A 26,011-nucleotide genomic window follows, 5' to 3' on the forward strand; every position below is an offset into this window, starting at 1 on the left:
CCACCACCGCGTCCGTGTTCCCCGGCTCGTCCAGCGAATCGCTGGATGCCTGCCTGTCGCGGGACGAGGTGACCGCGAGCGTGTGACCTCCCCCTTGCCGGAGCGCTGGCGGGCGGTGCCATAGTTGCCGTTCATCGCACTGGGGGAGATGAAGATGACCTGCCGTCTTGTGGCTGCCGTCGTCCTGGCGGCTTTCGGGCTCTCCGCATGTCAAGCCGCACCGGCAGGGCAGCCTGCCGAGATACCCACCTCGCGGGCGGACATCCTGGTGGAGAAGCCGGGCAGCGAGCCGGTGGCGACCTATGCGGGCACGCCCGTGTACTACGCGTGCGCGGTGCTCACCAAGGACGTCGTCACCGCCGCCGGGCTGAAGTACGTCGATCGCGCCACGGTCGGCGGAACCCGGCTCAGCCCGGGCGGGGACCGCCCGGAACTGGCCGGCACCACCTACGAACCCATCTCGTGCGGTGTCCGTGTCCAGCGGCCCGCGGGCCGTGGCGGCAGCGATCCCGAGCTCGTTCTCGCGACGCTCAACGTCAAGCTCTCCAGCGATTTCGCGTGGCGTTCCGCCGCGCTGCCCCGGTCGGGGACCGTCGCGACCGCCCACGGTGTCCGGTACGCCCGCCTCGCCGGCAAAGGGGACGACGAGGTGACCGTGGCGTTCGACGACGGCGGTCACGGTGGCGCCAACGCCTTCACCCTCACCGTGCGCACCTTTTCGGCGATGACCGGCGGCGAAACGGCCTTGGCCAAGCTCGTCGACGGCATCACCAGGAACATCGCCGCGGGCCCCCGGTCGATGCCCGAACGCAGCTACCCGGAGCCCTACAACCTCGTCGCCAGACCGTGCGATGCCCTGCCGCCCGAGGTCTTCACTGCGGTTACGGCTCTGCCGACCGACGGACTCCAGAAGGAAATATTCGGCGAAGGCGAGAACTTCGGGGTGCTTCGCAACGCCATCCAGATCACCTGCAGCCGCATGTCGCTGCTCGACCGGATCCGGCGCGACTCGGCAAGCTTGACCGTCGAGCAGACGATCTACGCAGAGGGCCCGGCGATCGCGGCCGACATGACCCGGCAGCTCTGCGACTACATGGCGACCAAGGGGATGGGCGGTCCGCTGGCCCAGCCTGTCGGCGACGTCAGTTGCGGCATGCCGGGAGAGCACGTGACCGGCGGAGCCACCGTCTACTTCCACCTCGGCCGTACAGTCGTCCGGGTAAGCCTCAACGCGGACACGATCACCGGGCAGCCCGCGGTCGCCAAGGTGGCCGAGGGCGCCCAGCGGATTCACCGCCTCCTCGACCGCTGAGCGGCTTCGGTGCCGCCCTCCGGGAAGGGCGGCACCGCGGTCCTCAGCCCTTGGCCGTCAGGTCCAGCAGGCGGCCGGTGAGGTCGAGGTGCTCGTCCACGCTGCCCGTCAGGTACGTCAGGTCGACGAACGTGTGGTCCGGGTCGATCAGCTCGGTCATCTTCGCCACGGCCGCCGCGATGTCCTCCGGGGTCGTGCCCGGGGCCGCGTTCACGCGCAGGGCCACGCCGAGTGCCTTCGGGTCGCGGCCTGCCTTCTCGGCGTCCTCGCGGATCTTGGCCAGGGTCGAGGTCACCATGTCCACCGGGAACTGCTCGGGCACCGACCAGACCGGGAGCCAGCCGTCCGCTCGCTCGGCCACGCGGCGCAGGGCCTTCTCGCCGAAGCCCGCCAGGTGGACCGGGGGCTTGCGGACCGGCTTCAGTGCCACGTTGGTCTCCGGGATCGCGTAGCCGACGCCCTCGTGGGACACGACATCCTTCGTCCACCACGTCTCGAGGAGGTCGAGCAGGTCGTCCAGGCGCTTGCCGCGCTCGCTCATCGGGATGCCGACCGCCGCGTACTCGTCCGGGGACCAGCCGATGCCGAGGCCGGGCAGGAGGCGGCCGTTGCTGGCGACGTCGATGCTCGTCAGTGTCCTGGCCAGGTTGGCGGGCTGGTACTGGGTCGCGTTGATCGTGCTGGACCCGAGCACCGCCGTCTCGGTCACCGCCGCCGCGATGGTCAGTGCGACGAACGGGTCCTGGGCGGTGTGGAACTCCTCTGGCATCGTTTCGTAGCCGGGGTAGGGCACCGCCGGGGCGACCGGCGACAGCAGGCGGTCGCCGACCCAGAGGCTCGCCGCCCCCGCCTTCTCCGCCTCGCGCGCGTACCGCGCGATCCCGCCCGGGGTGGCCGCTGCCTTGCCGAACACCGGAAGGCTGAAACCAAGTGGCATTGCTTCTCCCCTGAAGCGTGAACGGACCTCGCCGGTCCTGCTGCCAGTAGTACTCCCACCTGGTTGCCCGTTCAAGCAGTTCGGGGCCGGAGGCCGTCCAGCACGAGGTCGAGGAACCGGCGCCAGTCGCCGCTGCCGGTACGCACCACCGAGGACAGGCAGCCGACCAGCAGGAACACGTCACCCACCGTGCAGTCCTCGCGCAGCAGGCCCGCCGCCCGGTCGTGGTCGAGCACCTGCGCCACCGCGGATTCCAGGCCGGCGCGGGCGTCGCCGCGGGGCTCGCTGCCCGCCGAGCCGCGGGCCGCTTCGACGGCCGCCGACAGGCCGCGGTCCCGCGCCAGCACGTTCCCGACGTGCCGGAGATAGCGCTCCAGGCCCGGACCTTCGCCGAGGCAGCGCGTCCGCGCGTACCGCTCGATCTCGGCGAACCGCTGTTCCGCCGCGGCCTCGACCAGCGCCCGCCGGTCGGGGAAGTGCCGGTACACCGTGCCCACCCCGACGCCCGCGGCGCGCGCGATCTCCGGCAGCTGGACCTCGTCGCCGCGCTCGGCGAACAGCGTGCGGGCCGCTTCGAGCACCCGCGCCCGGTTGCGTTCGGCGTCCGCGCGTGGCCTGCGCTCCGTTGACAAGACTCGACCTCCTCCGGCTAATCTGGAATCGGAGTCCGTTTCCACTTAGCGGAGGATACCCCATGACCAAGGCACGTTTCGTCCTGCTGGAGCCCGGCGAGGTGCGCCGCGGGCGCGTCCGGCTGCCGCCCGCGTTCGCGGTGAAGGCGATGACCGAGGACACCGAGGGCCGGTTCTCGCTGCTGGAAGTCACGCTGGTCCGCGACATCCCGCGGCACACCCACTTCGAGGCCGACGAGTGCCTCTACGTCCTCGACGGCGAACTCGGCATCGACTTCGACGACGAGTCGCACGTGGCCGGGAAGGGCGCGTTCGTCGTGCTGCCGCACGGTGTCCCGCACGCCCTGCGTGCGGTTTCCCAGCCACCGCCGCGGGTTCTGCAGATCTCGTCGCCGGGCGGCTGGGAGCACTACCTCGAGGACCTGATCGAGGCGGGCCCGGCGGTGCTCACCGATGGCAGGCTGGACCCGGTGAAGATCAACCCCGTCGCCGCCCGGCACGCCATCGCCTACGACGGGTGAACCAGGTCCAGGCGCGGGGTTTCGCCCGGTCCCGCCGGGAAGTACCCGAGGAACGTGACCCCGTCGTCCTGGGCGGTGAACTGGGCGATGCGCGTCGATTCCGGTTCGTAGAAGATGTCTCCCGGCATGAGCACCGACTCGGCTTCGCCCTCGATCTGGTAGACGGCCGAGCCGCTTTCGATGCTGCCGAAGACCGGTCCATTGTGGACGTGCAGGCCGGGGCTGTGGTGCGGTGCGATCGTGATCCGGCGGACTTCGACGTGACCGACCAGGCGGGGTTCCGGCAGCTGCTGGTCGAGCAGCAGCTGCCGGGTGACGGCGGGGACGGCGGCCGGTTCGCCGACCTCCGTCCGGCGGCCGTCGGCGGGAATCTCCTCGATCGCCAGGTGCGTCATCGGCGTGGTGTCGGTCGCGCCGTGCCAGTGCCATTCGCCGGGCTCGACGCGGACGGTGTCACCGGACCGGATCAGCTGGGCCGGGCCGCCTTCGCGCTGGACGTAGCCGGTGCCGTCGGTGACGACGAGAACCTGCCCGAGCGGGTGCCGGTGCCAGCGGGTCCGGGCGCCCGGGGCGAACTGCACGCGGTCGACCCGGGTGCGCGACGGGCCGTCGGGACCGGCGAGCGGGGTGATCCACGCGCTGCCGGTGATCGCGTCGGCGGGCGCGGCGGTGCTGGTGGCCGGAAGGTGGTGGACGTGCACGGAAACTCCTGAGTCGTCAGAGGGCGGCGAGCAGCGAAAGCACGCCGGACACGGCTTGGTCGAACGGTTCGGGCGCGGCGGCGGCCCTGGCCAGCACGTAACCGCCCTGCAGGACGGCCACGATCGTGGCGGCCAGCGCGGCGGTGTCGGCCGTCGCGGGCAGCTCGCCCGCCGACCGGCCTTCGTCGAGCACCTCGGCCAGCCGCGCACGCAGGCGGCCGAGTGTCTCGTCCACCGGCGCGCGCAGCTCGGGATCGGCCACGATTTCGGGATCCTGGGTGAGCCTGCCGATGGGGCAGCCGCGCAGGACTTCGCGCTCGCGCCGCAGGTAGGCGGTGATGCGGTCGACGGCGGTGCCCGGCGTGCGCAGCTGGGCCTCCGCCGTGGCCAGCAGTTCCGCGGCACTGCGCCGCACGGCCGCCAGCGCGAGGTCCTTCTTGCCCGCGAAGTGGTGGTACATGCTGCCCTGGCCGGCGCCGGCCCGCTGCTGGATGGCCTTGGGGCTCGTGCCGACGTAACCCCGCTCCCACAACAGCTCGCGCGTGCTGTCGATGAGCTGATCCCTGGTCCCCATGGCCTGGACTGTACATACCAGTAGGTACAGAATCAAGTGACCCACGTCATGTCACAACCTCGCGGCGCCCGGTGTCTTGATGGCCGGCCCGGCAATGCGACCCTGGAGAGACCATGAGCGACCACGCCACCGACACCTTCGTCGCGCACCGGAACCTGCTGTTCACGGTCGCCTACGAGATGCTCGGCTCGGCGGCCGACGCCGAGGACGTGCTCCAGGAGACCTGGCTGCGGTGGGTGCGGGTCGAACCGGCCGAGGTGCGGGACGCCCGCGCCTACCTGGTCCGGATCACCACCCGGCTCTCGCTCAACCGGCTGCGCACGATGAAGCGCCGCAAGGAGGCCTACGTCGGGCCGTGGCTGCCCGAGCCGCTGCTCACCACCCCGGACGTCGCCGACGACGTCGAGCTCGCCGAAAGCGTGTCGATGGCGCTCATGCTCGTCCTCGAGACGCTGGCGCCGACCGAACGCGCCGTCTTCGTGCTGCGCGAGGTCTTCGACGTCGGGTACGACGAAATCGCCGAAGCCGTCGGCAAGACGCCCGCGGCGGTCCGCCAGATCGCGCACCGCGCGCGACGGCACGTCGACGCCCGCCGTCCCCGCGAGACCGTCTCCGCGCGCCAGACCCGGGCGGTGCTGGAGTCCTTCCAGCGGGCGCTGGCGGACCGGGACCTGCAGGGCCTGCTCGACGTGCTCGCCCCGGACGTCGTGCTGATGAGCGACGGCGGCGGCGTCAAGCAGGCCGTGCCGCGGCCGGTCACCGGCGCCGACCGGCTGGCCCGGCTGGTCCTCGGCGGCATCGGCAAGGCGGCCGGGGTGCTCACCACCGAGCCCACCACGGTCAACGGGAACCCGGCCCTCGTGCTGCGGCTCGACGGCGAGCTCGACGGGGTCATGGCGGCCAGCGTCGAGGACGGCCGCATCACCGGCCTGTACTACGTCCGCAACCCGGAGAAGCTGACCCGGGTCGGGGCCGAGACGCCGTTGACGCTGCGCTGACCCGGGCGATCAGGACGGGTAGGGAGCCGGGTACTTGCCCGGGTGCGGGGACGCCGGGGCCCGGGGGAGGCTCGCACGTGCCCGCCGAAGATCGAAGGGGACGATCGGCGGTCCCTGAGCCGGCCGGTCGCGTCCCCCTGCTCCGGGGCGTCCGCGCCCCCGCCGTCCCGGAGTCGCGACCGGCTTTCTTCCCCGGCACCGGTTCGCCGGACGCGCGAAAGCGTTGCGGGTCAACGGCACGGGCCGCTCAGCCGTCCCGATGAGCCTGTTGCGACCCCGAGGTGAGCAGCACGTAACCTGCGCCGGCGCCCAGCAGTGCCACCCGGACGACCAGCTGCAGCCGGGTGAAGACCCCCTCGAACTCGCCGAAGACGCCCGCCACGAGGACGGCCAGCCAGGTCGCCAGCACCAGGACCAGGCCGACGACGGCGATCCGGCGCCAGCCGGGCGGCCACCACAGCACCAGGCTGGCGGCGCCGACCACGAACACCGCGTTCAGCAGCAGGGAGAGCACGACGTTGCCGGGGACGGCGGCGTAGCCCAGCACGAGCGCGCCGAACACACTGACCGACATCGCGCCGATCCGCGACTGCCACTGCACCGGAGCGAGCCGGCGCAGCGGCGGCCCGGCCAGGAAGAAGCTGATCCCCGAGACCGCGAGCACGATCCGGAACACCGGCGGCCCGGTCAGCAGCGCGTCCACCGGATCGCGCACCGGCGACACGCCCGTCGGCACGAAGAACTCGAGCAGCCAGCCCGAATACGTGATCAGGCCGGCCCCGACCAGGAGGATCGACGCGATCCGGGCTGTGCGCACAGCGGCAGCCTAATACGGCCGCCGCGGATTGCCCGGGTCACGGTGCGTGAAGCCGCCTTCGACGGCGGGTCAGGAGGCGGTCCGGTGCGAGTGGACACACCACGGTAGGTAGTGGACGAACCGTGCCGAGCCGCGGCGGCCGGCCACAGCGGACGGGACTTACCGGTGCTTCGCCGTTCTGTCCAGGCGGTGTTCAGGTGAACTTGCCGGACGATGAGCACACTCGGACACGACATCTTCGTCCCGTTGTCGCCCCGACAGGGGTAGCGCTAACAGAATCTTCCGATTAATCTGATCGCCAGCCGCAATATCGCGCCACCGAGGGGGCGGTTCGTTGCGCTGTATGTATCAATGGCATACGCAGAATGCGGTATGCACGAATGAACGGTGAATGACAGAACCATGGTCGGAGCGGGTGTGTCGATGGCCACTTTATCACTCTACGAACACACCGGCGGGCAGCTTGACAGACTGACTGAGGTGCTCGGTTTCGACCCCGCCGATCGGCGTCCCCGCGAACTGCTCGGTAAGTTACTCGGACCCGGTGGCGAGAGCAGTCTCGCGGATCCGCCGTCATTCTCCTCGAATGTGGCAGACGACACAACTCCGATCGAATTTTCGGTCGCATTTGACACAACGGGCGAATGTGCGGTACGCGTGCTCGGGGAGAGTGCGGTGCCGTCGGCGCCGCGGGACTTCCTCGACTCCGTCGCCGCCGAGTACCGCCTCGACACCACCCGGCTGGACACGGTGAGTGACCTCTTCCTGCCGCCCGGGGAGCGCCAGGGACCGTTCACCCTGTGGTACTCGCTGATCTTCCGCCCCGGCCGCGACCCGCGGATCAAGGTCTACCTCAACCCCCAGATCAGTGGCCCGGCCCAGGCGGATTCCCTGGTCGGCGAGGGACTCCGGCGGCTGGGCATCCCGGGCGCGTTCGGTCCGGTGACCGAGCACGCTCTTCCCCGCGCCGGGCAGGACAGCTTCGCCTTCTTCGCGCTCGACCTCGACCGGGGGCCGCGGTCGCGGGTGAAGGTGTACGTGGCGCACGAAGCCGCGGACTGCTCCGACGTCGAACGCGCCGCCGCGCTCGTGCCCGGCGTCGACCCGCTGCAGATCCGTGAGTTCTGCGCGGTCCTCGGTGGCGGAAAAGGGCCCTTCCGGGACCGGCCGCTGGTCTCGAGCTACTCGTTCGTCGAAGGTCACCAGGACCGGCCGGGCAATTACAGCCTTTATCTCCCGATTCGCAGCTATGTCCCCGACGACGCTGTCGCGCGGGCGCGGGTGCAGGCCATCCTTGCTCAGTACGACTTCGACGGCGAAAAGCTCGACGACGCGATCTCCGCTGTTTCCGGCCGGAACCTCCGAAACGGTGTCGGCCTGATTTCCCACGTCTCGCTGCGGGTGGGGGAGTTCGGCTCGGGAATCACGGTGTACCTGTCCTCGGAAGCCTATCGGGTCATGCCCGCCCGCCGTCGCCCTGTGCTCGGTGTTTCGCGCTGAAAACGGGATGAAAACACGCTGAAACACCGGGCTTCCCCGGCTCGTTCGTCACAGTGGAGGAAAACAGACATGCGGACTTTTCCGCCGTACCGGGCCCAGGTCGTCACCGAGATCCCGATCACCACGCGGCCGCAGCGGGAGCAGGCGCTCGCCGCGGCGGGCTACAACGCCTTCAACCTGCCTGCGAACATGGTCACGATCGACCTGCTCACCGACTCCGGCACCGGCGCGGTGTCCACCGCCCAGGAGGCGGCTGCGACCGCCGCGGACCGCTCCTACGCCGGTTCCGAGTCGTTCTTCCGCTTCCGGAGTGTTCTTTCCGAACTGACGCACTACCCGCACATCCTGCCGGTGCACCAGGGCCGGGCCGCCGAGCGCGTGCTCTTTTCCGCCGTGCTCGCGCCGGGCAGGATTTCCCTGAGCAACACGCATTTCGACACGACGCGGGCGAATGTCGAACTTCTCGGCGCCGAGGCACGGGACCTGCCGTGCGCCGAGTTCGGTGACCTGGACAGCCGGGAACCGTTCAAGGGCAACATCGACCTCGCCGCCGCGGAGCAAATCCTGACCGGTCCGGACGGGAACCGGGTCGGCATGATGCTGGTGACCATCACCAACAACGGTGGCGGCGGGCAGCCCGTGTCGATGGCCAATCTCAGGGCCGCGAGCAAGCTGTGCCGCGCGCACGGTGTGCCCATCTTCCTCGACGCCGCCCGGTTCGCCGAGAACGCCTGGCTGGTCATCCAGCGGGAAAGCGGGTACCAGGACAAGACGCCCCGCGAGGTCGCCGAGGAGGCGTTCGGGCTCGTCGACGGCTGCGTCGCCAGCCTGAAGAAGGACGGCATCTCGCCGATGGGCGCGTTCATCGGCCTGAACGACGCCGAGCTCGCGCAGCGCTGCGAGACGAACCTGATCGCGACCGAGGGCTTCCGCACCTACGGCGGTCTCGGGGCGCACGACCTCGACCGCGTCGCCCAGGGCCTCCGGGAAGTCCTCGACCCGAACTACCTCGGCGCCCGTGCCGCCGAAGCCGCGCGGCTGGCCCAGCAGGCCAACGATGCCGGCGTCGACATCGTCCAGCCGCCGGGCATCCACGCGCTCTACCTCAACGCCGGACGCCTGCTGCCGCACCTGCCGGCGAGCAGGTTCCCCGGGCACGCGCTGGCCTGCGAGCTCTACCTGGAGGGCGGGATCCGCTGCGTCGAGCTGGGCTCGCTCTACCTCGGGACGCTGGACGAGCACAACGAGCTGGTGACGCCCGCGCCGTTCGAGCTGGTCCGGATCGCGCTGCCGCGCCGCGTCTACACGCAGGGACACTTCGACTACGTGGCCGAGGTGCTCGCCGACATCGCGAAGAACCCCGAGCGGGTGCCCGGTTACCGGATCGTCGAAGCGCCCGCGACGTTGCGGCACTTCAACCTCCGGATGGCACCCGCCTGAGGTTCCCCGCCGACGATCCCCGCACCGGGACTCAGACGCGGACCGGCACCACCGTCATCGCGTGCTTGACCAGCCGGATCAGCGCGAGCTTGCTCGAGTCCCGGTCGCGGGCGTCGCACATGACGATCGGCACCCGGTCCGGCACGACCAGCGCCTCGCGGATCTCGTCGGTGGTGTAGCGCGGCGCGTTGTCGAAGCAGTTCACCGCGACGACGAACGGGATCTTCCGGCGTTCGAAGAAGTCGATGGCGGCGAAGCTGGTCTCCAGCCGCCGCGTGTCGACGAGCACGACCGTCCCGATCGCGCCGCGCGCCAGGTCGTCCCACATGAACCAGAAGCGGGCCTGGCCCGGCGTCCCGAACAGGTACAGCACGTGCCGCGGCGAGATGGTGATCCGGCCGAAGTCCAGTGCGACCGTCGTGGTCGTCTTGCGCTCCACGCCGGACAGGTCGTCCACTCCGGCGCTCGCCTCGGTGAGCACCTCTTCGGTGGTCAGCGGCGGGATCTCGCTCACCGAGCCGACCATCGTGGTCTTCCCGGCACCGAACCCGCCCGCGATGATGATCTTGACCGGCGTGGGGACCAGGTCCGCCCCCGCGGGGTCAGTACTTGATGAGGCCATCGAGAACCGCCTGGAGTGTTTCGAGGTCCGGCGCCTGCACCGGATTGTGGGAGGGGGAGCGCGTGATGACGAGACCGCGTTCGATCAGGTCCCCGACGAGCACGCGCACGACCCCCAGCGGGATCTTCACGTAGACCGCGATCTCGGCCACCGACACCGGACGGCGGCACAGCTGCACGATCGCCTGGTGCTCCGGGCCCAGCCCGGCGGGCTCCTGCTCCGAGCGCAGGGTCATGACCTGGGTGGACAGGTCCAGCCGCGCCGTGTCGGACGGCGTCCGCCCGCTGGTGATGGTGTACGGCCGGACCAGGGGCCCGGCAGCTTCGTCGTACCAGCCGTCTTCGGCACTCATGTGGCCTCCCGCAGGACGCCGGCCGCCTCGCGCGGCGCGGACGCCATGTAGTCCCCGACCCGTTTGACCAGCCGGCTCATTTCGTAGGCGATCATCTCGACGTCGACGTCGTCGGCGGCCAGCACGGCGAGGCAGGCACCCTGGCCCGCCGCGGAGACGAACAGGTAGCCGCGTTCCATCTCGATCATGTTCTGCAGCACCGGGCCGCGGTTGAACTGCTTGCTCACCCCCTTGGCGAGGCTCTGCAGGCTGGAGGCGATGGCCGAGAGCTGGTCGGAGTCGTCCTTGCTCATCCCGGCCGACTTGCCGATCAGCAGCCCGTCGGCGGACAGCACGATCGCGTTCTGCGCCCCGACCACGCGGTTCACGACGTCGTCGAGCAGCCAGTTGAGATCGGGTTTGGCGTTCCCGTACTCGTTCATGCGGCGAGACCTTGACTTTCCTGTGTGGACTTTCCTGGGTGCTGGCTACGTCTCGTCCGGCCCGCCGCGGCCGCGGCGGGTGCCCTTGTGGAACGCCGCGAGCGTGCGCGCGGTGCCTTCCCCCGGTGCGACGACGTCGTCGGAGTCGTCCGGTTCGTGCTCGAGCTGGGCGACGAGGTTCTGCTGCGGTTCGCGCCGCGGCAGCCGGGGCCGGTTGTCGGTCGGCTGCTGCTCCGCCGCGGACGGCGGCGCGGCGGCGGGCTCGGGGTCCGGCACCGCCGCGGGCACGGACGGCAGGGCGTCGGGCTCGGCGAGCGGGCGTGCCGGGTACGGCCTCGGCTTGGTGTCTCGCTTCATCGGGATCTGGCCGCTGAACGAGCTGGGCGTGTCCATCGAACGGAGCGGGCTTTCCGTGGCCTGCGGCGCGGGAGCACCCACCGGGGCGAGGACCGCGGTCTGCTCGGCAGGCGAGGTCTCGGCGGCCGGGGTCCCGTGCTCGCCGGCCAGGTGCTGGGACGGGATGAGGACGGTGGCGCGCAGGCCGCCGTAGCGGGACGGGTCGAAGGTGACGGTGATGCCCAGCCGCGCGGCCAGCCGCGCGACCACGAACAGGCCGAGGCTGGAGTCGGCCCGCAGCGCCATCGCGTCGAACTCGGGTGCCTCCGCCATCATCGCGTTGGCCCACTCGCGGACGGCTTCCTTCATGCCGAGGCCCTGGTCCGACACGTCGACGACGACACCGCGCGCGACCATGCGGCTGGTCACCTCGACCGGCGAGCCGGGCGGGGAGAACGACGTCGCGTTGTCGACCAGCTCGGCGACGAGGTGGATCGTGTCGGCCACGGCGGCGCCGACGATGGCGACGTCCGGCACCTGCTCGACCTGGACCCGCGCGTACTGCTCGGTCTCCGAGACCGCGGCCCGCAGCACCTCCATCAGCGCGACCGGCTTGCGCCAGCGGCGGCCGGGCTGCTTCCCGCCGAGGATGATCAGGTTCTCGGTGGTGCGGCGGGCGCGCGCGGCGAGGTGGTCGAGCTGGAACAGCGACGCCAGCTGCGTCGAGTCGTCCTCGCGGGCTTCCATCTCGTCGAGGATCTGCAGCTGCTGGTGGACCAGGACCTGGTTGCGGTGGGCGATGCCGAGGAACACGTTGTGCACGCCGCTGCGGGCCTTGGCCTCGCTCGCCGCGGCGTTGACGGCGGTCAGCTGGGCGACGTTGAACGCCTCGGCCACCTGGCCGATCTCGTCGCGGCCGTGGTCGAGCTGCGGCAGCTCTTCCTTCAGGTCGACCGGTTCGCCGCTCTTCAGCCGCTGGACGATGTTCGGCAGCCGGTTGCGGGCGAGGTCGAGCGAGTCGTTGCGCAGCCGCGCGAGACGCGTCATCAGCGTCCGGTCGACGAGCGAGCGGGACACCCGGACCGCGACGATGATCGCCGCCAGCGAGGCGAGCAGCGCCAGGATGCTGCCGAGGATGACGTTGCGCAGCTGGGCGTCCCCGGAGTCGATCGCGGCCGCCGACACCTTGTCCGCCTGGGTGATCGTCAGGTCGGTGAGCGCCTTGGAGACCTGGCCGGTGGCGTTCTCCCAGTCGGCGGCGCTGACGGGCACGCCCGCCTGCTCGCCGGTCGACCACGGGCCGTGCTTGAGGAGGGCGTCCTCCTGGGCCGACAGCTGCCGCCACGCGGCGCTGTCGACGAGCTTCTGGTAGCGGTCCCGGACCTCGGGTTCGAGGAAGGGCGCGATCTGGGCCAGCTGCATCTTGTAGAAGCCGGACAGCTCGGCGAACTGCACGTAGTCGTCGGGGGCGAACGTCCCGGCCGCGAACGCGGTCGAGACGAGCGACGTCTCCCGCGACATCATGTCGCCTGCCCGGAACACCGCGGTCGCCGAGATGGCCCCCGGCACGGCGGTGGCGTCGGGCACGATGCGGGCCTGGGTGTCGAACAGGCTCGACGCCGTGTCGAACACGCCGTTGTAGTAGCCGTTGACGTGCGCGCGGTCGATGCTGCGGAAGTTGACCTGCGAGCGCAGCACCGGCAGCTGGTCGAACTGGGCCTTCAGCGCGTTGACCTTGGTCGCGATCTCGTCCGGCGCGCTGGAGATCGTCGAAGCGAAGGCCGCCTGCAGGGCGCCGAGCCGTTCGTCGGTGGCTTTCTGCTGGTCCTGCAGCCGCGCCGGGCCGAGCGCCGGGTTGTCCAGGTACTGCAGGGCCAGCTGGCGTTCCTGCTGGAGGGAGGACAGCGCGGTCACGGCGGGGATGGAGACCTCGCGCACGGAGACCGCGACCAGCCGCACGTAGAGGCCGTTGAAGAGAAAGTACGAGGCGACCGCGGTCCACAGCACCAGCAGCGTGATGCTGGGAATGAGAACGGTCCTGGTCAGCCTTTTGCGGATCGACTTGTCGTACGGCCGGTCCGACTCGTCCTTGTCAGCTTTGTTCAGCACGGCGGTTCACGAACTCCTGAGTGACGGTCGGCGAAGAATGGGGAACCGGACGAGGAAGCGGACACGACGAACCACCACAGCTGCCGCTCGCCTCACCCTCCGTGTTGCCGCGGAATCGATCAGGGTCCGTTTTTTACCACGAACCCCGCTGCCCCGGTGCCGCTGACCCACCTGCCGGACGGCCGTCCAGGGGGCCGCGAACAGCGTTTACTGTCTGCATCGGGGCGATTACCGGTATTTCCTCAGGTACCGGCGCCGCGGCGAAATTCGGTCTACCGGGCATTGGGCCGAACGGGTGAAAGTGAAATGATCGATGCGGCGTCTCGCGTGTCCGGGACGGTGGAAAGAAGGGTGTCACATTTGCCCGGAAGTACCCCGCGGGCGGGCGGGTACCGCTGTCCGGTCTGCCGCCTGCCGATGGTGTTCGCCGGGCACGACTTCGCGACGTCGTCGCGACGGGACGGCTCACGGCTGGGTGGCCGCGCAGGTGTGAGCCTGGCGGCAGGGTGTGACGGAAGCCGAGGCGCTGGCGGCGCGCGACCCCGGCGACCTTGCCGGACGCCTGCGGCGATGACTCCGGCCGGGTGGCTCCGAGGTTCTCGAACGCCGCCGCTGTCGACCTTCAATCCCCTTCAGGACACTTCGCGCCCGCCAGCACTCGACAAAGTGGCTGGGATTGTCAAGCAATCTGTACATCACCTATCCTTCTGTAAACCTCAAGGAGGAGGGTGTGATGAGCGAACCGCAGTGGCGCGACCGCAAGCGGTACCTGTGGCTGATCGGCCTGGTGGTGCCGTCCCTGGCGTTCCTCGCCATCGGCCTGCACGCCGCGACCGGGTGGGGCGGGTGGTTCTGGATCGGCCCGGTCGTGATCCTCGTGATCGTCCCCGCCGTCGACCTGGTCGCCGGGCTCGACCGCGGCAATCCGCCCGACGACGTCCTCGAACGGCTCGAAAACGACCGCTACTACCGGTGGATCACCTTCGCGTTCCTGCCCGTCCAGTACCTCGGCTTCACGGTCGCGTTCTGGCTGATCGCGCGCGGCGATCTCACCGTCGCCGACAAGATCGGGCTTGCCGTCTCCATCGGCTGCATCGGCGGGATCGGCATCAACACCGCGCACGAGCTGGGCCACAAGAAGGAGAGCCACGAACGCTGGCTGTCCAAGATCGCGCTCGCGCAGAGTTTCTACGGCCACTTCTACATCGAGCACAACCGCGGCCACCACGTCCGCGTCGCGACCCCGGAGGACCCGGCGAGCAGCCGCGTCGGCGAGAGCTTCTACCGCTTCTGGCCGCGTACCGTCTTCGGCTCGCTGAAGTCGGCGTGGCGGCTGGAGCGCAAGCGCTACGCCCGGCGCGGCAAGCACCCCTTCCGCCTCGGCAACGACGTCCTCAACGCCTGGCTGATGTCGGCGGTGCTGTGGGCGGCGATGGTCGCCTGGCTCGGCGCCGGGATCCTGCCGTACCTGGTGATCCAGGCGGTCGTCGGATTCTCGCTGCTGGAGGTCGTCAACTACATGGAGCACTACGGCATGCTGCGGCGCCGGGTCGGCGTGCCCGGCAGGCGCCGGTACGAGCGGGTCGATCCCAGCCACAGCTGGAACTCCAACAACATCGCCACCAACGTCCTGCTCTACCACCTGCAGCGGCACAGCGACCACCACGCCAACCCGACCCGCCGCTACCAGACCCTGCGCGACTTCCCCGAATCGCCGGTGCTGCCCACCGGGTACGCCGGGATGATCGTCCTCGCGCTCGTGCCGCCGCTGTGGCGCCGCGTGATGGATCCGCGCGTGCTCGCCCACTTCGACGGCGACATGGCGCGCGCCAACATCCAGCCCGGCAAGCGCGCGAAAGTCCTGGCGCGCTACGGAACCCGCGTCACCGCGTCCGTGCCGGAGGCCGCCGACACCCACGGCGACGCCACCGAGGGCGGCATGTGCCCGGGCTGCGGGTACGTCTACGACGAGAAGCTCGGCGACGAGCGGGAAGGCTTCCCGCCCGGCACGCCGTGGTCGGCGATCCCGGACTCGTGGTGCTGCCCCGACTGTGGCGTGCGCGAGAAGGTCGACTTCGTCGCGCCGGGCCGGGTGGGTGCGTGATGCGGATCGAGGCGGACCGCGGCCGGTGCGACGGTCTCGGCATGTGTGAAGCAATGGCGCCCGACTTCTTCGAGGTCGGCGACGACGGCACGGTCGTGGTGCTCGACGAGCAGCCGGGCGAGGAGCACCGCGCGGACGTCACCGCCGCGGTCGACGCGTGTCCCGTGCTGGCGCTGAAGCTGACATGACGCTGGTCGTCGTGGGCGCGTCGCTGGCCGGGCTGCGCGCCGTGGAGTCCGCCCGCCGCACCGGCTACCGCGGCCGGATCGTGCTGGTCGGCGCCGAGGAGCACCTGCCCTACGATCGGCCGCCGCTGTCCAAGGCGTTCCTCGCCGCCGGCGGGCCGCGGGTGGTCGAGCCGTTCCACTCCGAGGAGGTACTGCGCGGCGAACTCGGTGTCGAGCTGATGCTGGGCGCGCCGGCCGAAAGCCTCGACACCGACGTGCGCGAGGTGACCGTCGCCGGGACGGCTGTGCGCTACGACGCCCTGGTCATCGCCACCGGCGCGACCGCCCGCCGCCTGCCGGGGGCGCACTCGCTGCGCACCGCCGAAGACGCCTTCGCGGTGCGCGCCGCGCTGGACCGAGGGGCGCGCACGGTGGTGGTGGGGGCGGGGTTCATCGGCGCCGAAGTCGCGTCGGCGGCCCGCGCCCGAGGGCTGCCGGTGACCATCGTCGAGGCGGCCCCGGTCCCGCTCGCCCGCGCGGTCGGCGAGACGGCCGGAGCCGTGCTGGCCGGACTCCACCACGCGGCGGGCACCGACCTGCGGCTGGGTACCGAGGTCGAGGCCGTTGTGGCGGGTGGTGTGCGGCTGGCTGGTGGTGAGGGGCGGCTCGGTTCCGGGGTCGGCGGCGTTGTGGCTGGCGGTGAGGGGCGGTTCGGCTTCGAGGCCGACGCTGTCGTGGCTGGTGGTGTGCGGTTGGCTGGTGGTGAGGGGCGGTTCGGCTCCGAGGTCGAGGCCGTTGTGGCTGGCGGTGTGCGGCTGGCTGGTGACGAGGCTCGGCTGGGCACCGGGGTCGGCGGTGCTGTGGCTGGTGGTGTGCGGCTGGCTGGTAGTGAGGGGCAGCTGGGCTCCGGGGTCGGCGGCGCTGTGGCTGGTGGTGTGCGGTTGGCTGGTGGCGAGGGGCGGTTCGGCTCCGAGGTCGAGGCCGGGGTGGCTGGCGGTGTCCGGCTGGTCGGTGGTGAGGTGCTGCCCGCGGACCTCGTGGTCGCCGGGATCGGTGCGGCGCCGGCGACTGGCTGGCTGGAGGGCAGCGGGGTTCCGCTGCACCCCCGGGACCGTGGCGTGGTGTGCGATGCCACCCTGGCGGCCGGGCCGCCGGGCGTTTACGCGGCGGGCGATGTTGCACACGTGGCGAACCCGCTGTTCGACGGCGAGCCGATGCGGCTGGAGCACTGGACGAGCGCCGCCGAGCAGGGGGCGGCCGCGGCTAGGCATGCGCTTGACCCCGCATCGGCGCGGGCGGTGGCGACCGTGCCGTACTTCTGGTCCGACTGGTATGGCCATCGGGTCCAGTTCGTGGGGACGCCGCACGCGGATGAGGTTGTCACCACCGGCGACGTCACGCTGTACCGCCGCGGCGAGCGGATCGTGGGCGCGCTCACCGTCGACCGGCCGCGGGAGATCATGAAGTACCGCAGGCGGATCGCCGCGCGTGGTCGCTGGGCGGAGGCTCTGGACTTCGCGGGTACGGCCTAGAATGACGATCATGAGCGCGGCACTTCCGGCACCGCCCGAGGGCGGTCCGCACCGGCGGCCGATCATCGCCGCGGCGATCGAGCTGACCGCGCGGTCGGGCTGGCAGGCGGTCACCATGGCCCGGCTGGCCGAGCTGGCCGGCGTCAGCCGCCAGACGGTGTACAACGAGATCGGCTCCAAGGCCGCGCTGGCCGAGGCGATGGTCGCGCACGAGCTCGACCGGTTCCTCTCGGTGGTCGGCGCCGCGTTCGACCGGCACCCGGACGACCTCGTCGAGGCGATCTACGAGGCCGTCCGCGCGGTGCTCGAACTGGCCGAGGACAACGTCCTGCTGCGCGCGATCGTCTCGGCGACCCACGGCACGGCCCCCGAGCTCCTCCCGCTGCTGACGACCGACGCCGGCGCGCTGCTGACCCAGGCCAAGGCCGTGCTGGCCGAGCGCGTGGCGGCGTACCGGCCACCCCTCGCGGAGGCACAGGTTGGTGTGGTGATCGACCTGGTGGTCCGCGCGGTCCTCAGCCACGTGATGCAGCCGTCGGACACGCCGGCCCGCACGGCGGACGGCCTGGCCTGGATCGCGGCGCGCGTCCTGGGCGTGGACGCCACGCCGTCGCTGCGGCACACCTGACGCGTCAGCCGGCCAGCTCCCGCATGCGCTCGACCGCCCGCCGCACCTCGGCGAAGCCGGTGGTCAGCGGGCTCAGCCCGATGCGGATGCCATCGGGACGGCGGAAGTCGATCAGCACACCGTGGTCGATGAACACGCGCGAAAGCCGTTCGGCGTCCGGATGCCCGACGGTGACGTGCCCACCGCGGCGTTCGTCGTCCCGCGGCGAGGCGATGGTGAAGCCGAGCGGAACGAGCCAGGCATCGGCGAGTGCCAGCACCCACCGGCCCAGCGCGACCGCCTTGGCCCGCACCCGTTCGATGCCCGCTTCGGCCAGCAGCGCAACGCCTTCCTGCACACCGGCCATGCCGAGCACCGGCGGCGTCCCGGACAGGGCGCGGCGAATGCCGGGCGCGGGCACATAGCGCGCGGCCATGCCGAAGGTGTCGGCGGCGCCCATCCAGCCGGTGATCGGCTGGCCGAAGGCCGCGTGGTGCCGGGCGTTGACGTAGAGGAAGGCGGGCGATCCGGGCCCGGCGTTGAGAAACTTGTAGGTGCACCCGACGGCGAAGTCGGCCCCGGCGGCATCCAGCGCAACGGGAACCGACCCGACGCTGTGGCAGAGATCCCAGACGGCGAGAGCGCCATGGTCGTGCGCCAGCCGGGTAATGGCGGCCAGATCGGCAATCGCCGCCGACCGATAGTCCACATGCGACAGAACAACGGCGGCGGTCCGCGCCCCGATGACGCGCTCGACGTCTTCGGGCAGGACCCCGGCGAGCGGATCGGCGTCGATCCACCGGACGGTCAGGCCCAGCTCGTCGGCGACGCTGTCGACGAGGAACCGGTCGGTGGGAAAGTTGGCGGTGTCGGTGACGATCTCGTCCCGCCCCGGCCGCAGCGCAACGGCGGCCCGGAGTGTCTTGTAGAGACAGACGGAGGTCGAGTCGGCCACAATGGTCTGACCGGGCGCGGCACCGAGGGCAACGCGGCCCAGCTCGTCCCCGATCTCTTCGGGCAGGGTCAGCCAGCGCTCGTCCCAGGACCGGATCAGCCGGCCACCCCACTCCTCGGCAACGAGGTGCTGCAGCCGTTCCGCGGTGGCACGAAGGGGACGGCCGAGGGAGTTCCCGTCGAGATAGGCGACAACACCGGGATCGGTGATGGGAAGGAACCGATCCCGAAACCCGGCCAGCTCGTCTTCGGCATCGAGCAGGGCGGCACGTTCGGCGGAGATGTCGTGCGTCATACCGCCATCATGCTCGGTCGGCTCGGCCGGACGGGCTGGAGATGCCGTTCGACGAACACCTCGGCGGCCTGCCGGGCAAGGTTCCAGAATCCGCACCACGGAACGGATTCCGAACATCACCCCGCCCTGCTCAATCCCCACGAGCAGGGCGCAGATCGCAGCCACCCACGATCGCATGACCGCGAACAGCTCACCGAGACGGTCGGCGATGGCGACCGGGCCGGCGTGCAGGGCGAAGGTTCTGTCCACGACGTCCACGTTACCGGCCGTCGAACAGAAGTTCGACTACACGATCAGGTGTCGAACACCCCCGGCTCAGCCGTTCTTCTTGAGCCGCACCGCTTCCTTGCGGACCTCGGCCTGGGTGGCGCGTTCCCGGACCAGCCAGTCGGGGTTTTCCGCCTTCAGTTCCTCGATCTGCGCGGTCGTCAGCGGTTCGGTGATGCCGCCGCGGGTCAGGCCGCCGATGGAGACGCCCAGCTTCGCCGCCACGACCGGCCGCGGGTGCGGGCCCGTGCGGCGCAGCTCGCGCAGCCACTCGGGCGGGTTGGCCTGCAGTGCGTTCAGCTCGTCGCGCGAGACGACGCCCTCCCGGAACTCGGCGGGCGTGGCTTCGAGGTACACACCCAGCTTCTTCGCCGCCGTCGCGGGCTTCATCGTCTGGGTGGTCTTGTGCGACGTCATGCCGTCCAGGGTAGCCAGCGGCCCGCCCGGTAGCCTGACCCGGTGACCTCGTTCCGTCTCGCGTACGTCCCCGGGGCGACGCCCGCCAAGTGGGTGCGGACCTGGGGTGAGCGCGTGCCGGACGTCCCGCTGACCCTCGTCCCGGTGGCCGCCGCGGAAGCGACCGGCCTGCTCCGGGAGCGCGCTGCCGACGCGGCGTTGCTGCGCTCGCCGATCGACCGGGACGGCCTGCACGCCATCCCGCTCTACACCGAGACGACGGTTGTCGTGGTGCCCAAGGACCATCTGATCGCGGCGGCGGACGAAGTGTCCACAGCGGACTTGGCGGACGACGTCGTGCTGCATCCCCTCGACGACACGCTGGAGTGGCCGTCGCTGCCGGGGCGCCCGGCCGTCTCGCGGCCGGAGACGACGGCGGACGCCGTCGAGCTGGTCGCGGCCGGCATCGGCGTGCTCGTGGTGCCGCAGTCGCTCGCTCGGCTGCACCACCGCCGCGACCTGACCTACCGGCCGGTCGCCGACGCGCCGCAGTCGAGCGTGGCGCTGTCGTGGCTGGACGAGGAGACGACCGACCTGATGGAGCAGTTCATCGGGATCGTCCGCGGCCGCACGGTCAACAGCACGCGCGGGCGGCAGCAGCAGGCGCCCGCGGAACGCAAGCGGCCGGAACGCAAGCCCGCCGCGGCGAAACCGGCGCGGCGCGGCAGTGCCGGCGGGGCCCGGCGGGGAAAGCCGCGCCGCCGGTCCTGAGAATCAGGCGGTCGTGCAGACGCAGTTGCCGTCGGCGCGGTCGGGCAGGTCCGGATCGTCGAACCAGAGGCCGTTCTCGCCGAGGTAGCGGAACTGGATGACCGTGCCCGGCTCGACGTCGACCGACGCCGAGCGGCGGCCGTTCGACCGCGGGGTGAGGTGGTGCCGCCCCGGCGTCCAGTCGTTGAACGAGCCCACGACGCTCACTCGTCCGGGTGGCGCGCCGATCGGCAGGCTGAAGGTGACGCGCTGGGTGCCGGCCCGGCTCTTGCTGATCTTGATCACGCGGTGGCGGCCTTTCGCGGAGACGGTCGGGGAGGACGTGCTCGGCACTGAGCGCCGACATGATCGCACAGCTGTGACGATTTGGTCACGCGCAGTGCCCGATCGGGTTACGGCACGGCCCAACGGGCCGCCACCGACCGGGTGGTCCTGCGGGTGAACCATGATCATCCCGGGGTTGGCGGTGGACGGCGGTGGGAAACTGTCTGCCGTGACCGTCGCCGCTGATCGTCAAGTCAAGGACCCGTGTGCCTGGCTCAGCGCCGTCACCCACGAGCTCGCCGGTGTCCATCCGGCCGACACGCGAGCGGTGCTCCTGACGGTGTGGGACGGGCTGGTCGCCGCCCGGCTGGCCGGGTTGCACGCGGCCGCGGCTTCGCCTCGCTGGCGAGCCCGGCAGTGCCACGCCGAAGCGGTCGAGTTCGATCTCGCCGTGCAGCTGGCGCGCAACTGCACCGTCGGCACCGGCCTGGCCATCCCGGCCCGGCTGCCCGGAGCCGCGGTCGCCTGGTCGAGTGAACGCGCCGACGCGGCCATCGCGGCGGTGATCGCCTTCTGCGGCACGGCGGAAGAGGTGCTGCGGCGGGCGGGCGAGCTGACGCCGGTGTGGGAGGACAGCCTCCTCGGGCCGGTCGCGCTGACCCGCTGGCTCGCGGACTGCTGGGCGGGCCGCCACCCGGGCTGCCCGCTGCGGCTGCCGGTGCCGCCGCCCCCGTGGTGGCGCTGAACCGCCGTCCGTCAGGGGAAGTCTGGGCCCGCGGACGCGGCCCGGAGCGAGAGGAGGCCGGGGTGAGCGAACCAGCGGCCCCGCTCATGAGACTCCCGGACGCGACCCGCGCGGCGGTGCACGCGGTGCTGCTGGCCGAGCTGACGGCCGCGGGAGCGCGTGCCCGGGTGGCGGGCTGGCCGCCGGAGGTGCTCGCGGCGGTGTTCGACGCCCGTCGGCGCGTGGTGGTGGATGGGGTGGCGTGAGGACGTGCCTGGGGCGTGAGGTGTGGTGTTGTGAACGACTCGTTCATGTCGTCAGACGTCATGAACGAGTCGTTCATGACACCACCCTCAGCGGTCCAGGATGGCCAGCACCGTGGCCACGATCCCGTCCACCCGCGCCCGGTCCGCCAGGGCCGCCGCCAGCCAGGCGTCGCGCGATCCCTCCTCGCGCCACCCGGCTTCCGGGGTCACCTCGGTGCCGCCGAACACCAGGCGGATCACCGTTGCGACCGCTGCTGCCGGGGGTTCGCCGCGGTCCAAGCGGCGCTCGATTGCCCTCAGTGCCTTCTCGGCCAGGTCCGCCAGCCTTGCGTCCTCCGCTTCGTGCGGCTCGGCCAGTGGCAGGGCCGGGAACTCCGCCGGCACCGGGGCCACCGGGGCCTGCTTGTGCCCGAGCGGGCGCTCCACGTGCTCCGCGTGCCACTTCGGCCGGGTGCGCATGGCCGCCAGTACCGTGCGGACCTCGCGGTCGAGCGTGTCGCGGGCCGCCGGGGGGTCGCCCGTCAGCTCGATGCGGCGGGCCGCCCAGGCGTCCAGGGGCCACAGCTCCGCGCCCGCCGTGGCCGGCACCCCCACCCACACCAGGATCTGGACCGCCAGGTCGCACAGCCAGCGGTCGCCGCCCAGTTCCGCGGCCAGCCAGGCCGGGAGGCGAGGTCGTTGCAACGCGCCGAGTTCGCCGCGGCGGCGGCGGTGTGCGTCGACCGTTGCCGGGCTGAGGCGGGTGGCCAGCCAGCCCTCGAGGTTCTCGATCGGGCCCGTCGCGCGCCGCAGGGCGTGCTCCACCACCGCTTCGACGTCGTCGTGGAAACGGTCGAGGCAGTCCGGGCGGAGCCACTCCAGCCCGCGCGCGCAGTCGGGGTGACGGCGGCGGCGCTCCAGCGGCTTGGTGATCCGCGTGAAGACCAGCGGCCAGGCCACGGCGTACACCGCTCCGCGCAGCCGGGTCAGCGCGCCCGGCGGGGCGGCCTCGGCCGAGCCGGCGAGCAGGCCGGCGCGGGCCAGCCTGCGGACCCCGGCGACGTCGGCCGGTCCGATGGCCGGGTGGGTGCGGTCGGGCAACCTTCCTCCCGATTGTCGTCGACGGGAAAATGGTCGGTCAGGCGGCGAAGCGGAAAAGGTCACCGGCTGGCCCAATCGCGGCGGAACTGGCCACCGGCTGGCCAATTCCGAATCACCTGATCGGCCCACGGAATACCGCCGATCGCCCGGAACCCCGCGTGTCACAATCGGTTTCCGATGGCACAAGAGGACGGTCTGCTCCGGGAACTCACCACGTTGCGCCGGGGCTGGGGGCTGGAAGCCGAACGGCTGCGCAGCCGGCTCGGGCCGCTCGTTTCCGGCTGGTGCGAAATCCACCGGACGACGAGCGACCGCGATGCGCGGCGCGTGCTGCGCGAAGCGATTTCCGCGGCGATCGCGGAATTCCCGGCCGACGACCGGCTGGCGGTGAACATCGCGCTCGGCATCGCCCCCGGCGCACAGCACGCCCTGCTCAGCGACCGGGTCGGGGTGCTCGCGGAACGGCTGCGCGTTTCCGAGCGCACGGCCCGGCGGCGGATCGACCGCTCGTTCGCCCGCCTCGCCGCGGAAATCGAAGCCGGTACGCAGCCGGGTGTGGACGCGGACCCGGACAGGGGCTGGTTCGTCAAGCGGCTCAAGGCTCTCGTGCGGCTGGATACCGCCGAGCCGGAGCTGATCGAGGAACGCGAGATCGTGGCGACCCGCGAAGGGCTCTGCCTGATCTCCGCGCAGTTCACCGTGCCGCGCCTGGGTGACGGCCGCGACGGCGAACGGTGCGTCGCGGCCGACGCCCAGCACGGCGTCCGGATCCGGCACGGCGAGCGCGAGGGCCTGCGGCACTTCCGCTGGCTGCTCGACCTACCGCGTCCGCTGGCGCGCGGGGAGAGCCACACCTATTCGCTGGTGCTGCGGATCCGCGACGGCAAGCCGATCCGGCCGTCGTACACGTTCCTGCCGCTGGTGACGTGCGAGTCGTTCACCGTGCGGGTCCGCTTCGACCCGCTGCGGCCGCCGCGGGCGGTGTGGCGGCTGGACCGCGTCGCGCCCTCGGTGCTCACCGACCCGCCGCAGCCCGGGCCGGACCTGCCGCTCGACGGCGCGGGCGAGGTGGCGCAGGAGTTCACCGCGCCGCAGCTCGGGTACGCCTACGGCCTGCGCTGGCTGCCTGCCGAAGATATTCCTTGACAGGAATATTCTCCTGTGTGAATACTTAGCGGCATGGAACGGATCGCCGCAGCACTGGGAGACGCCGCCCGGTGGCGCCTCGTCGAGCTTCTCGCCGAGCGCCCCCGGTCGGTCGGGGAGCTGGCGGAGCTGACGGGGCTGCGGCAGCCGCAGACCACCAAGCACCTCCAGACCCTCGCCAGGGCCGGGCTGGTCGCCGTCTTCCCGCTCGGGCAGCGGCGCGTCTACGCCCTCGAAGCCGAACCCCTGGCCGCGTTCGCCGTCCGTCTCGGGGAGCTGGCCGACGCCACGGCGGCGCACGCCGATGAGCGGGACGTCCTGGCGCGGTACCGGGCCGCGGTCGAGGCGGACACCGCGGCCGCGGACCGGGACCGGTGGGCGGACGGGCGCACGTTCGCGTTCGACCGCCTGCTCCCCGTGCCGCGCGACGTCGTCTGGCGGCACTGGACGGACCCGGACCTGCTGGCGTCCTGGTGGGTCCCGCCGTCGATGACGGTCACCACCTGCGTCCTGGAACCGGAGCCGGGCGGGCGAGCGGTGGTCGCCTACCGCGACGCCGACGGCGAATACCGCTCGGAAGGCCGGGTGCACACCGCCGACGCGCCAGGGCACCTCGTGTTCGATCTCGCGGTGACGGGCCCGGCCTCCTTCACCGGCCACTACGACCTTGAACTGACGCCGGACCCGGCAGGTACCCGGCTGCGGCTCGGCCTGCGCATCACCGCGACGACCGTCGAGGCCGTCCCCTTCATCGCCGGCATCGAAACCGGCTGGGGCCAGGTCCTCGACAACCTCACCGAAGTCCTCACGAAAGGCTGAAAACCATGACTCGCACCGTGACCGCCAACCTGAGCCTCACCCTCGACGGGCGCTACCACGGCCCCGCCGGGCCCGCCGACATGGGCGCGATCGTCACCTATGCGACGACCGACGTCGCCCGCCGCCACCTCACCCGCATCTGGGAGGGCGCGACGACGGCGGTCCTCGGCCGCCGCAACGCCGAAGGCTTCCTCGGCTTCTGGCCGACGGTCGCCGCGGACGACAACGCCGACCCGCGTGACCGCGGCTACGCGAAGTGGCTGGTGGACGCGGAGAAGGTGGTCTTCTCGACGACGCTGACCGAGGCACCGTGGGAGCGCACCCGCCTGGTGAACGCCCCGGCCGCGGAGGTCGTCATCGAGCTGAAGGCGTCCGGATCGGGGGACATCCTGGTCAACAGCAGCGCCAGCGTGATCAAGGCGCTGCTCGCGGCGGATCTGATCGACCGGCTGTACCTGCTGATCTGCCCGGAGATCGCGGGCGGCGGACCCCGGCTGTTCGACGACGGCCTGCCGTCGACGAAGTGGCGGGTGGCCCACCAGGAGACGGGCGAGCTGGGGGAGACGGCGGTCGTCTACGACCGGGTGCGCTGAGCGTGGTGGTCCGCGAGCAGCGGGCCGGCGCCGACGGCGTTCCGGTGGTCTCCTACCTGCGGCGGGAGAGCGGGGGACGGCCGTGGGCGGACCGGGTGACGGTCCTGGGGCCCGGCGCCGCCGACGTGATCGTCCGGGAGATGTCCGGCTGGGCGGTCACCGGCCCGCGGTCCCTGGCCGCGGAGCTGGTGGCGCGGGGAGCGACGCTGCTGCGTGCGTCGCACCGGATGACGTGCGACCTGTCCGTGCGGCGCCCGCCGGACGACTGGGCCGGCCCGGCCGCGGCGGCACCGCTGCGCTTCGGGCCGGCGGCCCGGCCCGTCGAAGACCTGTTCCCCGCCTGGCGCGCCGCCTATGCCCCGGGGCACCCCGACTACCGGGCGGAGTACGAAGACGACGCGGCCTTGCGTGACCGGTTCGAGGCACTGGTGGCGGGGGCGGCGTACGGGCCGTTGTCCCCGCTCAGCGCGGTCCTCACCGACGGCGGCGTGGTGGTGGCCGGGCTCCTGCTCAACGACTTTCCCGGGGAGGTGCCGTGGGGCGGGTTCCTGATCACCGACCTGTTCCGGCACCCGGCCTATCCGAAGGCGGGGACGCTCCTGCTCCGGCGGACACTGGCGCGCGCGGCCGCGGCCGGGCTGGGCGCGGTGGGGCTGGTGGTCACGGACGGCAACCCGGCGCGGCGCCGGTACGAGCAGCACGGATTCGAAGTCTTCGACAGCCCGGCCACCGTCCGGATCCTCTGAAGTCCCT

At 71.6% G+C, this 26,011-nt stretch carries 29 protein-coding genes; 16 read left to right on the forward strand and 13 right to left on the reverse strand.

The window, feature by feature from the left end; genetic code table 11:
• Window positions 1-154: 154 nt before the first annotated feature.
• Complete coding sequence (locus ABJI51_RS18045) at window positions 155-1,312, forward strand: hypothetical protein (RefSeq protein ID WP_348952189.1); 1,158 nt, start codon at window positions 155-157, stop codon at window positions 1,310-1,312.
• Window positions 1,313-1,355: 43 nt separating this feature from the next.
• Here ABJI51_RS18045 and ABJI51_RS18050 read toward each other — a convergent pair whose 3' ends face one another.
• A complete protein-coding gene (locus tag ABJI51_RS18050) occupies window positions 1,356-2,249 on the reverse strand; it encodes a TIGR03619 family F420-dependent LLM class oxidoreductase (RefSeq protein WP_348952190.1) in 894 nt (297 codons plus the stop codon).
• A 71-nt stretch (window positions 2,250-2,320) separates the two neighbouring features.
• The gene (locus ABJI51_RS18055) at window positions 2,321-2,881 is read right to left on the reverse strand and encodes a TetR/AcrR family transcriptional regulator (protein ID WP_348952191.1); all 561 of its coding nucleotides are present in this window, start codon (window positions 2,879-2,881) and stop codon (window positions 2,321-2,323) included.
• 62 nt (window positions 2,882-2,943) lie between these two features.
• On the opposite strand from ABJI51_RS18055, the gene ABJI51_RS18060 reads away from it, so the two are divergent.
• A complete protein-coding gene (locus ABJI51_RS18060) occupies window positions 2,944-3,402 on the forward strand; it encodes a cupin domain-containing protein (protein WP_348952192.1) in 459 nt (152 codons plus the stop codon).
• Here the strand turns inward: ABJI51_RS18060 and ABJI51_RS18065 are convergent.
• Together ABJI51_RS18065 and ABJI51_RS18070 are read right to left on the reverse strand one after the other, a co-directional pair.
• Window positions 3,390-4,103 carry a cupin domain-containing protein gene (locus ABJI51_RS18065; protein ID WP_348952193.1) on the reverse strand — a complete coding sequence of 238 codons (714 nt, stop codon included), beginning with the start codon at window positions 4,101-4,103 and terminating at the stop codon, window positions 3,390-3,392. The genes ABJI51_RS18060 and ABJI51_RS18065 overlap by 13 nt on opposite strands.
• A gap of 16 nt (window positions 4,104-4,119) precedes the next feature.
• Window positions 4,120-4,677: a TetR/AcrR family transcriptional regulator gene (locus tag ABJI51_RS18070; protein WP_348952194.1), complete on the reverse strand. Its 558-nt coding sequence runs from the start codon at window positions 4,675-4,677 to the stop codon at window positions 4,120-4,122.
• A 113-nt stretch (window positions 4,678-4,790) separates the two neighbouring features.
• Between ABJI51_RS18070 and ABJI51_RS18075 the strand changes: the two genes are divergently transcribed.
• Complete coding sequence (locus ABJI51_RS18075) at window positions 4,791-5,675, forward strand: RNA polymerase sigma-70 factor (protein ID WP_348952195.1); 885 nt, start codon at window positions 4,791-4,793, stop codon at window positions 5,673-5,675.
• Between the two features lie 247 nt (window positions 5,676-5,922).
• Here ABJI51_RS18075 and ABJI51_RS18080 read toward each other — a convergent pair whose 3' ends face one another.
• A complete protein-coding gene (locus tag ABJI51_RS18080) occupies window positions 5,923-6,492 on the reverse strand; it encodes a hypothetical protein (protein ID WP_348952196.1) in 570 nt (189 codons plus the stop codon).
• Between the two features lie 387 nt (window positions 6,493-6,879).
• On the opposite strand from ABJI51_RS18080, the gene ABJI51_RS18085 reads away from it, so the two are divergent.
• Window positions 6,880-7,992: a tryptophan dimethylallyltransferase family protein gene (locus tag ABJI51_RS18085; protein WP_348952197.1), complete on the forward strand. Its 1,113-nt coding sequence runs from the start codon at window positions 6,880-6,882 to the stop codon at window positions 7,990-7,992.
• Between the two features lie 69 nt (window positions 7,993-8,061).
• On the forward strand, window positions 8,062-9,432 hold the full coding sequence (locus ABJI51_RS18090; RefSeq protein ID WP_348952198.1) for a tryptophanase: 1,371 nt from the start codon (window positions 8,062-8,064) through the stop codon (window positions 9,430-9,432).
• 31 nt (window positions 9,433-9,463) lie between these two features.
• On the opposite strand, the gene ABJI51_RS18095 is transcribed toward ABJI51_RS18090, so the two are convergent.
• The 4 genes from ABJI51_RS18095 to ABJI51_RS18110 are packed head-to-tail and all read right to left on the reverse strand — an operon-like array spanning window position 9,464 to window position 13,273.
• Window positions 9,464-10,054, reverse strand: coding sequence for a GTP-binding protein (locus tag ABJI51_RS18095; RefSeq protein WP_348952199.1), 591 nt, complete (start codon window positions 10,052-10,054; stop codon window positions 9,464-9,466).
• Window positions 10,035-10,406: a DUF742 domain-containing protein gene (locus ABJI51_RS18100; RefSeq protein WP_348952200.1), complete on the reverse strand. Its 372-nt coding sequence runs from the start codon at window positions 10,404-10,406 to the stop codon at window positions 10,035-10,037. Before ABJI51_RS18100 ends, ABJI51_RS18095 begins: the two co-directional genes overlap by 20 nt.
• Window positions 10,403-10,828 carry a roadblock/LC7 domain-containing protein gene (locus ABJI51_RS18105; RefSeq protein ID WP_348952201.1) on the reverse strand — a complete coding sequence of 142 codons (426 nt, stop codon included), beginning with the start codon at window positions 10,826-10,828 and terminating at the stop codon, window positions 10,403-10,405. The genes ABJI51_RS18100 and ABJI51_RS18105 overlap by 4 nt, the downstream gene beginning before the upstream one ends.
• Window positions 10,829-10,873: 45 nt before the next feature.
• Window positions 10,874-13,273, reverse strand: coding sequence for a sensor histidine kinase (locus tag ABJI51_RS18110; RefSeq protein ID WP_348952202.1), 2,400 nt, complete (start codon window positions 13,271-13,273; stop codon window positions 10,874-10,876).
• A gap of 733 nt (window positions 13,274-14,006) precedes the next feature.
• On the opposite strand from ABJI51_RS18110, the gene ABJI51_RS18115 reads away from it, so the two are divergent.
• Genes ABJI51_RS18115 through ABJI51_RS18130 form a run of 4 tightly spaced genes read left to right on the forward strand, consistent with a single transcriptional unit; the run spans window position 14,007 to window position 17,704 of the window.
• Window positions 14,007-15,377 (forward strand): fatty acid desaturase, encoded by a 1,371-nt coding sequence (locus ABJI51_RS18115; protein WP_348952203.1) that lies wholly within the window; start codon window positions 14,007-14,009, stop codon window positions 15,375-15,377.
• A complete protein-coding gene (locus ABJI51_RS18120; RefSeq protein ID WP_348952430.1) occupies window positions 15,377-15,565 on the forward strand; it encodes a ferredoxin in 189 nt (62 codons plus the stop codon). The genes ABJI51_RS18115 and ABJI51_RS18120 overlap by 1 nt, the downstream gene beginning before the upstream one ends.
• Window positions 15,562-17,076, forward strand: coding sequence for an NAD(P)/FAD-dependent oxidoreductase (locus ABJI51_RS18125; RefSeq protein ID WP_348952204.1), 1,515 nt, complete (start codon window positions 15,562-15,564; stop codon window positions 17,074-17,076). The genes ABJI51_RS18120 and ABJI51_RS18125 overlap by 4 nt, the downstream gene beginning before the upstream one ends.
• A 1-nt stretch (window position 17,077) precedes the next feature.
• Complete coding sequence (locus ABJI51_RS18130; protein WP_348952205.1) at window positions 17,078-17,704, forward strand: TetR/AcrR family transcriptional regulator; 627 nt, start codon at window positions 17,078-17,080, stop codon at window positions 17,702-17,704.
• A gap of 4 nt (window positions 17,705-17,708) precedes the next feature.
• Here ABJI51_RS18130 and ABJI51_RS18135 read toward each other — a convergent pair whose 3' ends face one another.
• Together ABJI51_RS18135 and ABJI51_RS18140 are read right to left on the reverse strand one after the other, a co-directional pair.
• A complete protein-coding gene (locus ABJI51_RS18135; RefSeq protein ID WP_489617903.1) occupies window positions 17,709-19,190 on the reverse strand; it encodes a kynureninase in 1,482 nt (493 codons plus the stop codon).
• A gap of 57 nt (window positions 19,191-19,247) precedes the next feature.
• Complete coding sequence (locus ABJI51_RS18140) at window positions 19,248-19,616, reverse strand: DUF5997 family protein (RefSeq protein WP_348952206.1); 369 nt, start codon at window positions 19,614-19,616, stop codon at window positions 19,248-19,250.
• A gap of 42 nt (window positions 19,617-19,658) precedes the next feature.
• Between ABJI51_RS18140 and ABJI51_RS18145 the strand changes: the two genes are divergently transcribed.
• Entirely contained in the window at window positions 19,659-20,366 is a 708-nt protein-coding gene (locus tag ABJI51_RS18145) for a LysR family substrate-binding domain-containing protein (protein WP_348952207.1), read from the forward strand.
• A 3-nt stretch (window positions 20,367-20,369) separates the two neighbouring features.
• On the opposite strand, the gene ABJI51_RS18150 is transcribed toward ABJI51_RS18145, so the two are convergent.
• Window positions 20,370-20,651 carry an early set domain-containing protein gene (locus tag ABJI51_RS18150; protein WP_348952208.1) on the reverse strand — a complete coding sequence of 94 codons (282 nt, stop codon included), beginning with the start codon at window positions 20,649-20,651 and terminating at the stop codon, window positions 20,370-20,372.
• Window positions 20,652-20,859: 208 nt separating this feature from the next.
• Here ABJI51_RS18150 and ABJI51_RS18155 point away from each other — a divergent pair, with 208 nt between their 5' ends.
• Window positions 20,860-21,375, forward strand: coding sequence for a hypothetical protein (locus ABJI51_RS18155; protein WP_348952209.1), 516 nt, complete (start codon window positions 20,860-20,862; stop codon window positions 21,373-21,375).
• A gap of 62 nt (window positions 21,376-21,437) precedes the next feature.
• Entirely contained in the window at window positions 21,438-21,620 is a 183-nt protein-coding gene (locus ABJI51_RS18160) for a hypothetical protein (protein WP_348952210.1), read from the forward strand.
• Between the two features lie 87 nt (window positions 21,621-21,707).
• On the opposite strand, the gene ABJI51_RS18165 is transcribed toward ABJI51_RS18160, so the two are convergent.
• Window positions 21,708-22,700 carry a hypothetical protein gene (locus ABJI51_RS18165; RefSeq protein WP_348952211.1) on the reverse strand — a complete coding sequence of 331 codons (993 nt, stop codon included), beginning with the start codon at window positions 22,698-22,700 and terminating at the stop codon, window positions 21,708-21,710.
• A gap of 177 nt (window positions 22,701-22,877) precedes the next feature.
• Here ABJI51_RS18165 and ABJI51_RS18170 point away from each other — a divergent pair, with 177 nt between their 5' ends.
• The 4 genes from ABJI51_RS18170 to ABJI51_RS18185 are packed head-to-tail and all read left to right on the forward strand — an operon-like array spanning window position 22,878 to window position 26,004.
• Window positions 22,878-23,846 carry a hypothetical protein gene (locus ABJI51_RS18170; protein ID WP_348952212.1) on the forward strand — a complete coding sequence of 323 codons (969 nt, stop codon included), beginning with the start codon at window positions 22,878-22,880 and terminating at the stop codon, window positions 23,844-23,846.
• Window positions 23,847-23,879: 33 nt separating this feature from the next.
• Window positions 23,880-24,665 carry a metalloregulator ArsR/SmtB family transcription factor gene (locus tag ABJI51_RS18175; RefSeq protein WP_348952213.1) on the forward strand — a complete coding sequence of 262 codons (786 nt, stop codon included), beginning with the start codon at window positions 23,880-23,882 and terminating at the stop codon, window positions 24,663-24,665.
• Between the two features lie 5 nt (window positions 24,666-24,670).
• On the forward strand, window positions 24,671-25,258 hold the full coding sequence (locus ABJI51_RS18180; RefSeq protein ID WP_348952214.1) for a dihydrofolate reductase family protein: 588 nt from the start codon (window positions 24,671-24,673) through the stop codon (window positions 25,256-25,258).
• 2 nt (window positions 25,259-25,260) lie between these two features.
• The gene (locus ABJI51_RS18185; protein WP_348952215.1) at window positions 25,261-26,004 is read left to right on the forward strand and encodes a GNAT family N-acetyltransferase; all 744 of its coding nucleotides are present in this window, start codon (window positions 25,261-25,263) and stop codon (window positions 26,002-26,004) included.
• Window positions 26,005-26,011 lie beyond the last annotated feature (7 nt).

The organism is Amycolatopsis melonis, from assembly GCF_040064235.1.
Lineage (GTDB): Bacteria > Actinomycetota > Actinomycetes > Mycobacteriales > Pseudonocardiaceae > Amycolatopsis > Amycolatopsis melonis.

Bases quoted from the DNA above. Each gene is read 5' to 3' on its own strand.
- ABJI51_RS18130 (WP_348952205.1), top strand. From the start codon at position 17,078: ATGACGATCATGAGCGCGGCACTTCCGGCACCGCCCGAGGGCGGTCCG.
- ABJI51_RS18095 (WP_348952199.1), bottom strand. From the start codon at position 10,054: ATGGCCTCATCAAGTACTGACCCCGCGGGGGCGGACCTGGTCCCCACG.
- ABJI51_RS18075 (WP_348952195.1), top strand. From the start codon at position 4,791: ATGAGCGACCACGCCACCGACACCTTCGTCGCGCACCGGAACCTGCTG.
- ABJI51_RS18180 (WP_348952214.1), top strand. From the start codon at position 24,671: ATGACTCGCACCGTGACCGCCAACCTGAGCCTCACCCTCGACGGGCGC.
- ABJI51_RS18090 (WP_348952198.1), top strand. From the start codon at position 8,062: ATGCGGACTTTTCCGCCGTACCGGGCCCAGGTCGTCACCGAGATCCCG.
- ABJI51_RS18060 (WP_348952192.1), top strand. From the start codon at position 2,944: ATGACCAAGGCACGTTTCGTCCTGCTGGAGCCCGGCGAGGTGCGCCGC.
- ABJI51_RS18050 (WP_348952190.1), bottom strand. From the start codon at position 2,249: ATGCCACTTGGTTTCAGCCTTCCGGTGTTCGGCAAGGCAGCGGCCACC.
- ABJI51_RS18105 (WP_348952201.1), bottom strand. From the start codon at position 10,828: ATGAACGAGTACGGGAACGCCAAACCCGATCTCAACTGGCTGCTCGAC.
- ABJI51_RS18120 (WP_348952430.1), top strand. From the start codon at position 15,377: ATGCGGATCGAGGCGGACCGCGGCCGGTGCGACGGTCTCGGCATGTGT.
- ABJI51_RS18170 (WP_348952212.1), top strand. From the start codon at position 22,878: ATGGCACAAGAGGACGGTCTGCTCCGGGAACTCACCACGTTGCGCCGG.
- ABJI51_RS18045 (WP_348952189.1), top strand. From the start codon at position 155: ATGACCTGCCGTCTTGTGGCTGCCGTCGTCCTGGCGGCTTTCGGGCTC.
- ABJI51_RS18070 (WP_348952194.1), bottom strand. From the start codon at position 4,677: ATGGGGACCAGGGATCAGCTCATCGACAGCACGCGCGAGCTGTTGTGG.
- ABJI51_RS18125 (WP_348952204.1), top strand. From the start codon at position 15,562: ATGACGCTGGTCGTCGTGGGCGCGTCGCTGGCCGGGCTGCGCGCCGTG.
- ABJI51_RS18175 (WP_348952213.1), top strand. From the start codon at position 23,880: ATGGAACGGATCGCCGCAGCACTGGGAGACGCCGCCCGGTGGCGCCTC.
- ABJI51_RS18115 (WP_348952203.1), top strand. From the start codon at position 14,007: ATGAGCGAACCGCAGTGGCGCGACCGCAAGCGGTACCTGTGGCTGATC.
- ABJI51_RS18100 (WP_348952200.1), bottom strand. From the start codon at position 10,406: ATGAGTGCCGAAGACGGCTGGTACGACGAAGCTGCCGGGCCCCTGGTC.
- ABJI51_RS18140 (WP_348952206.1), bottom strand. From the start codon at position 19,616: ATGACGTCGCACAAGACCACCCAGACGATGAAGCCCGCGACGGCGGCG.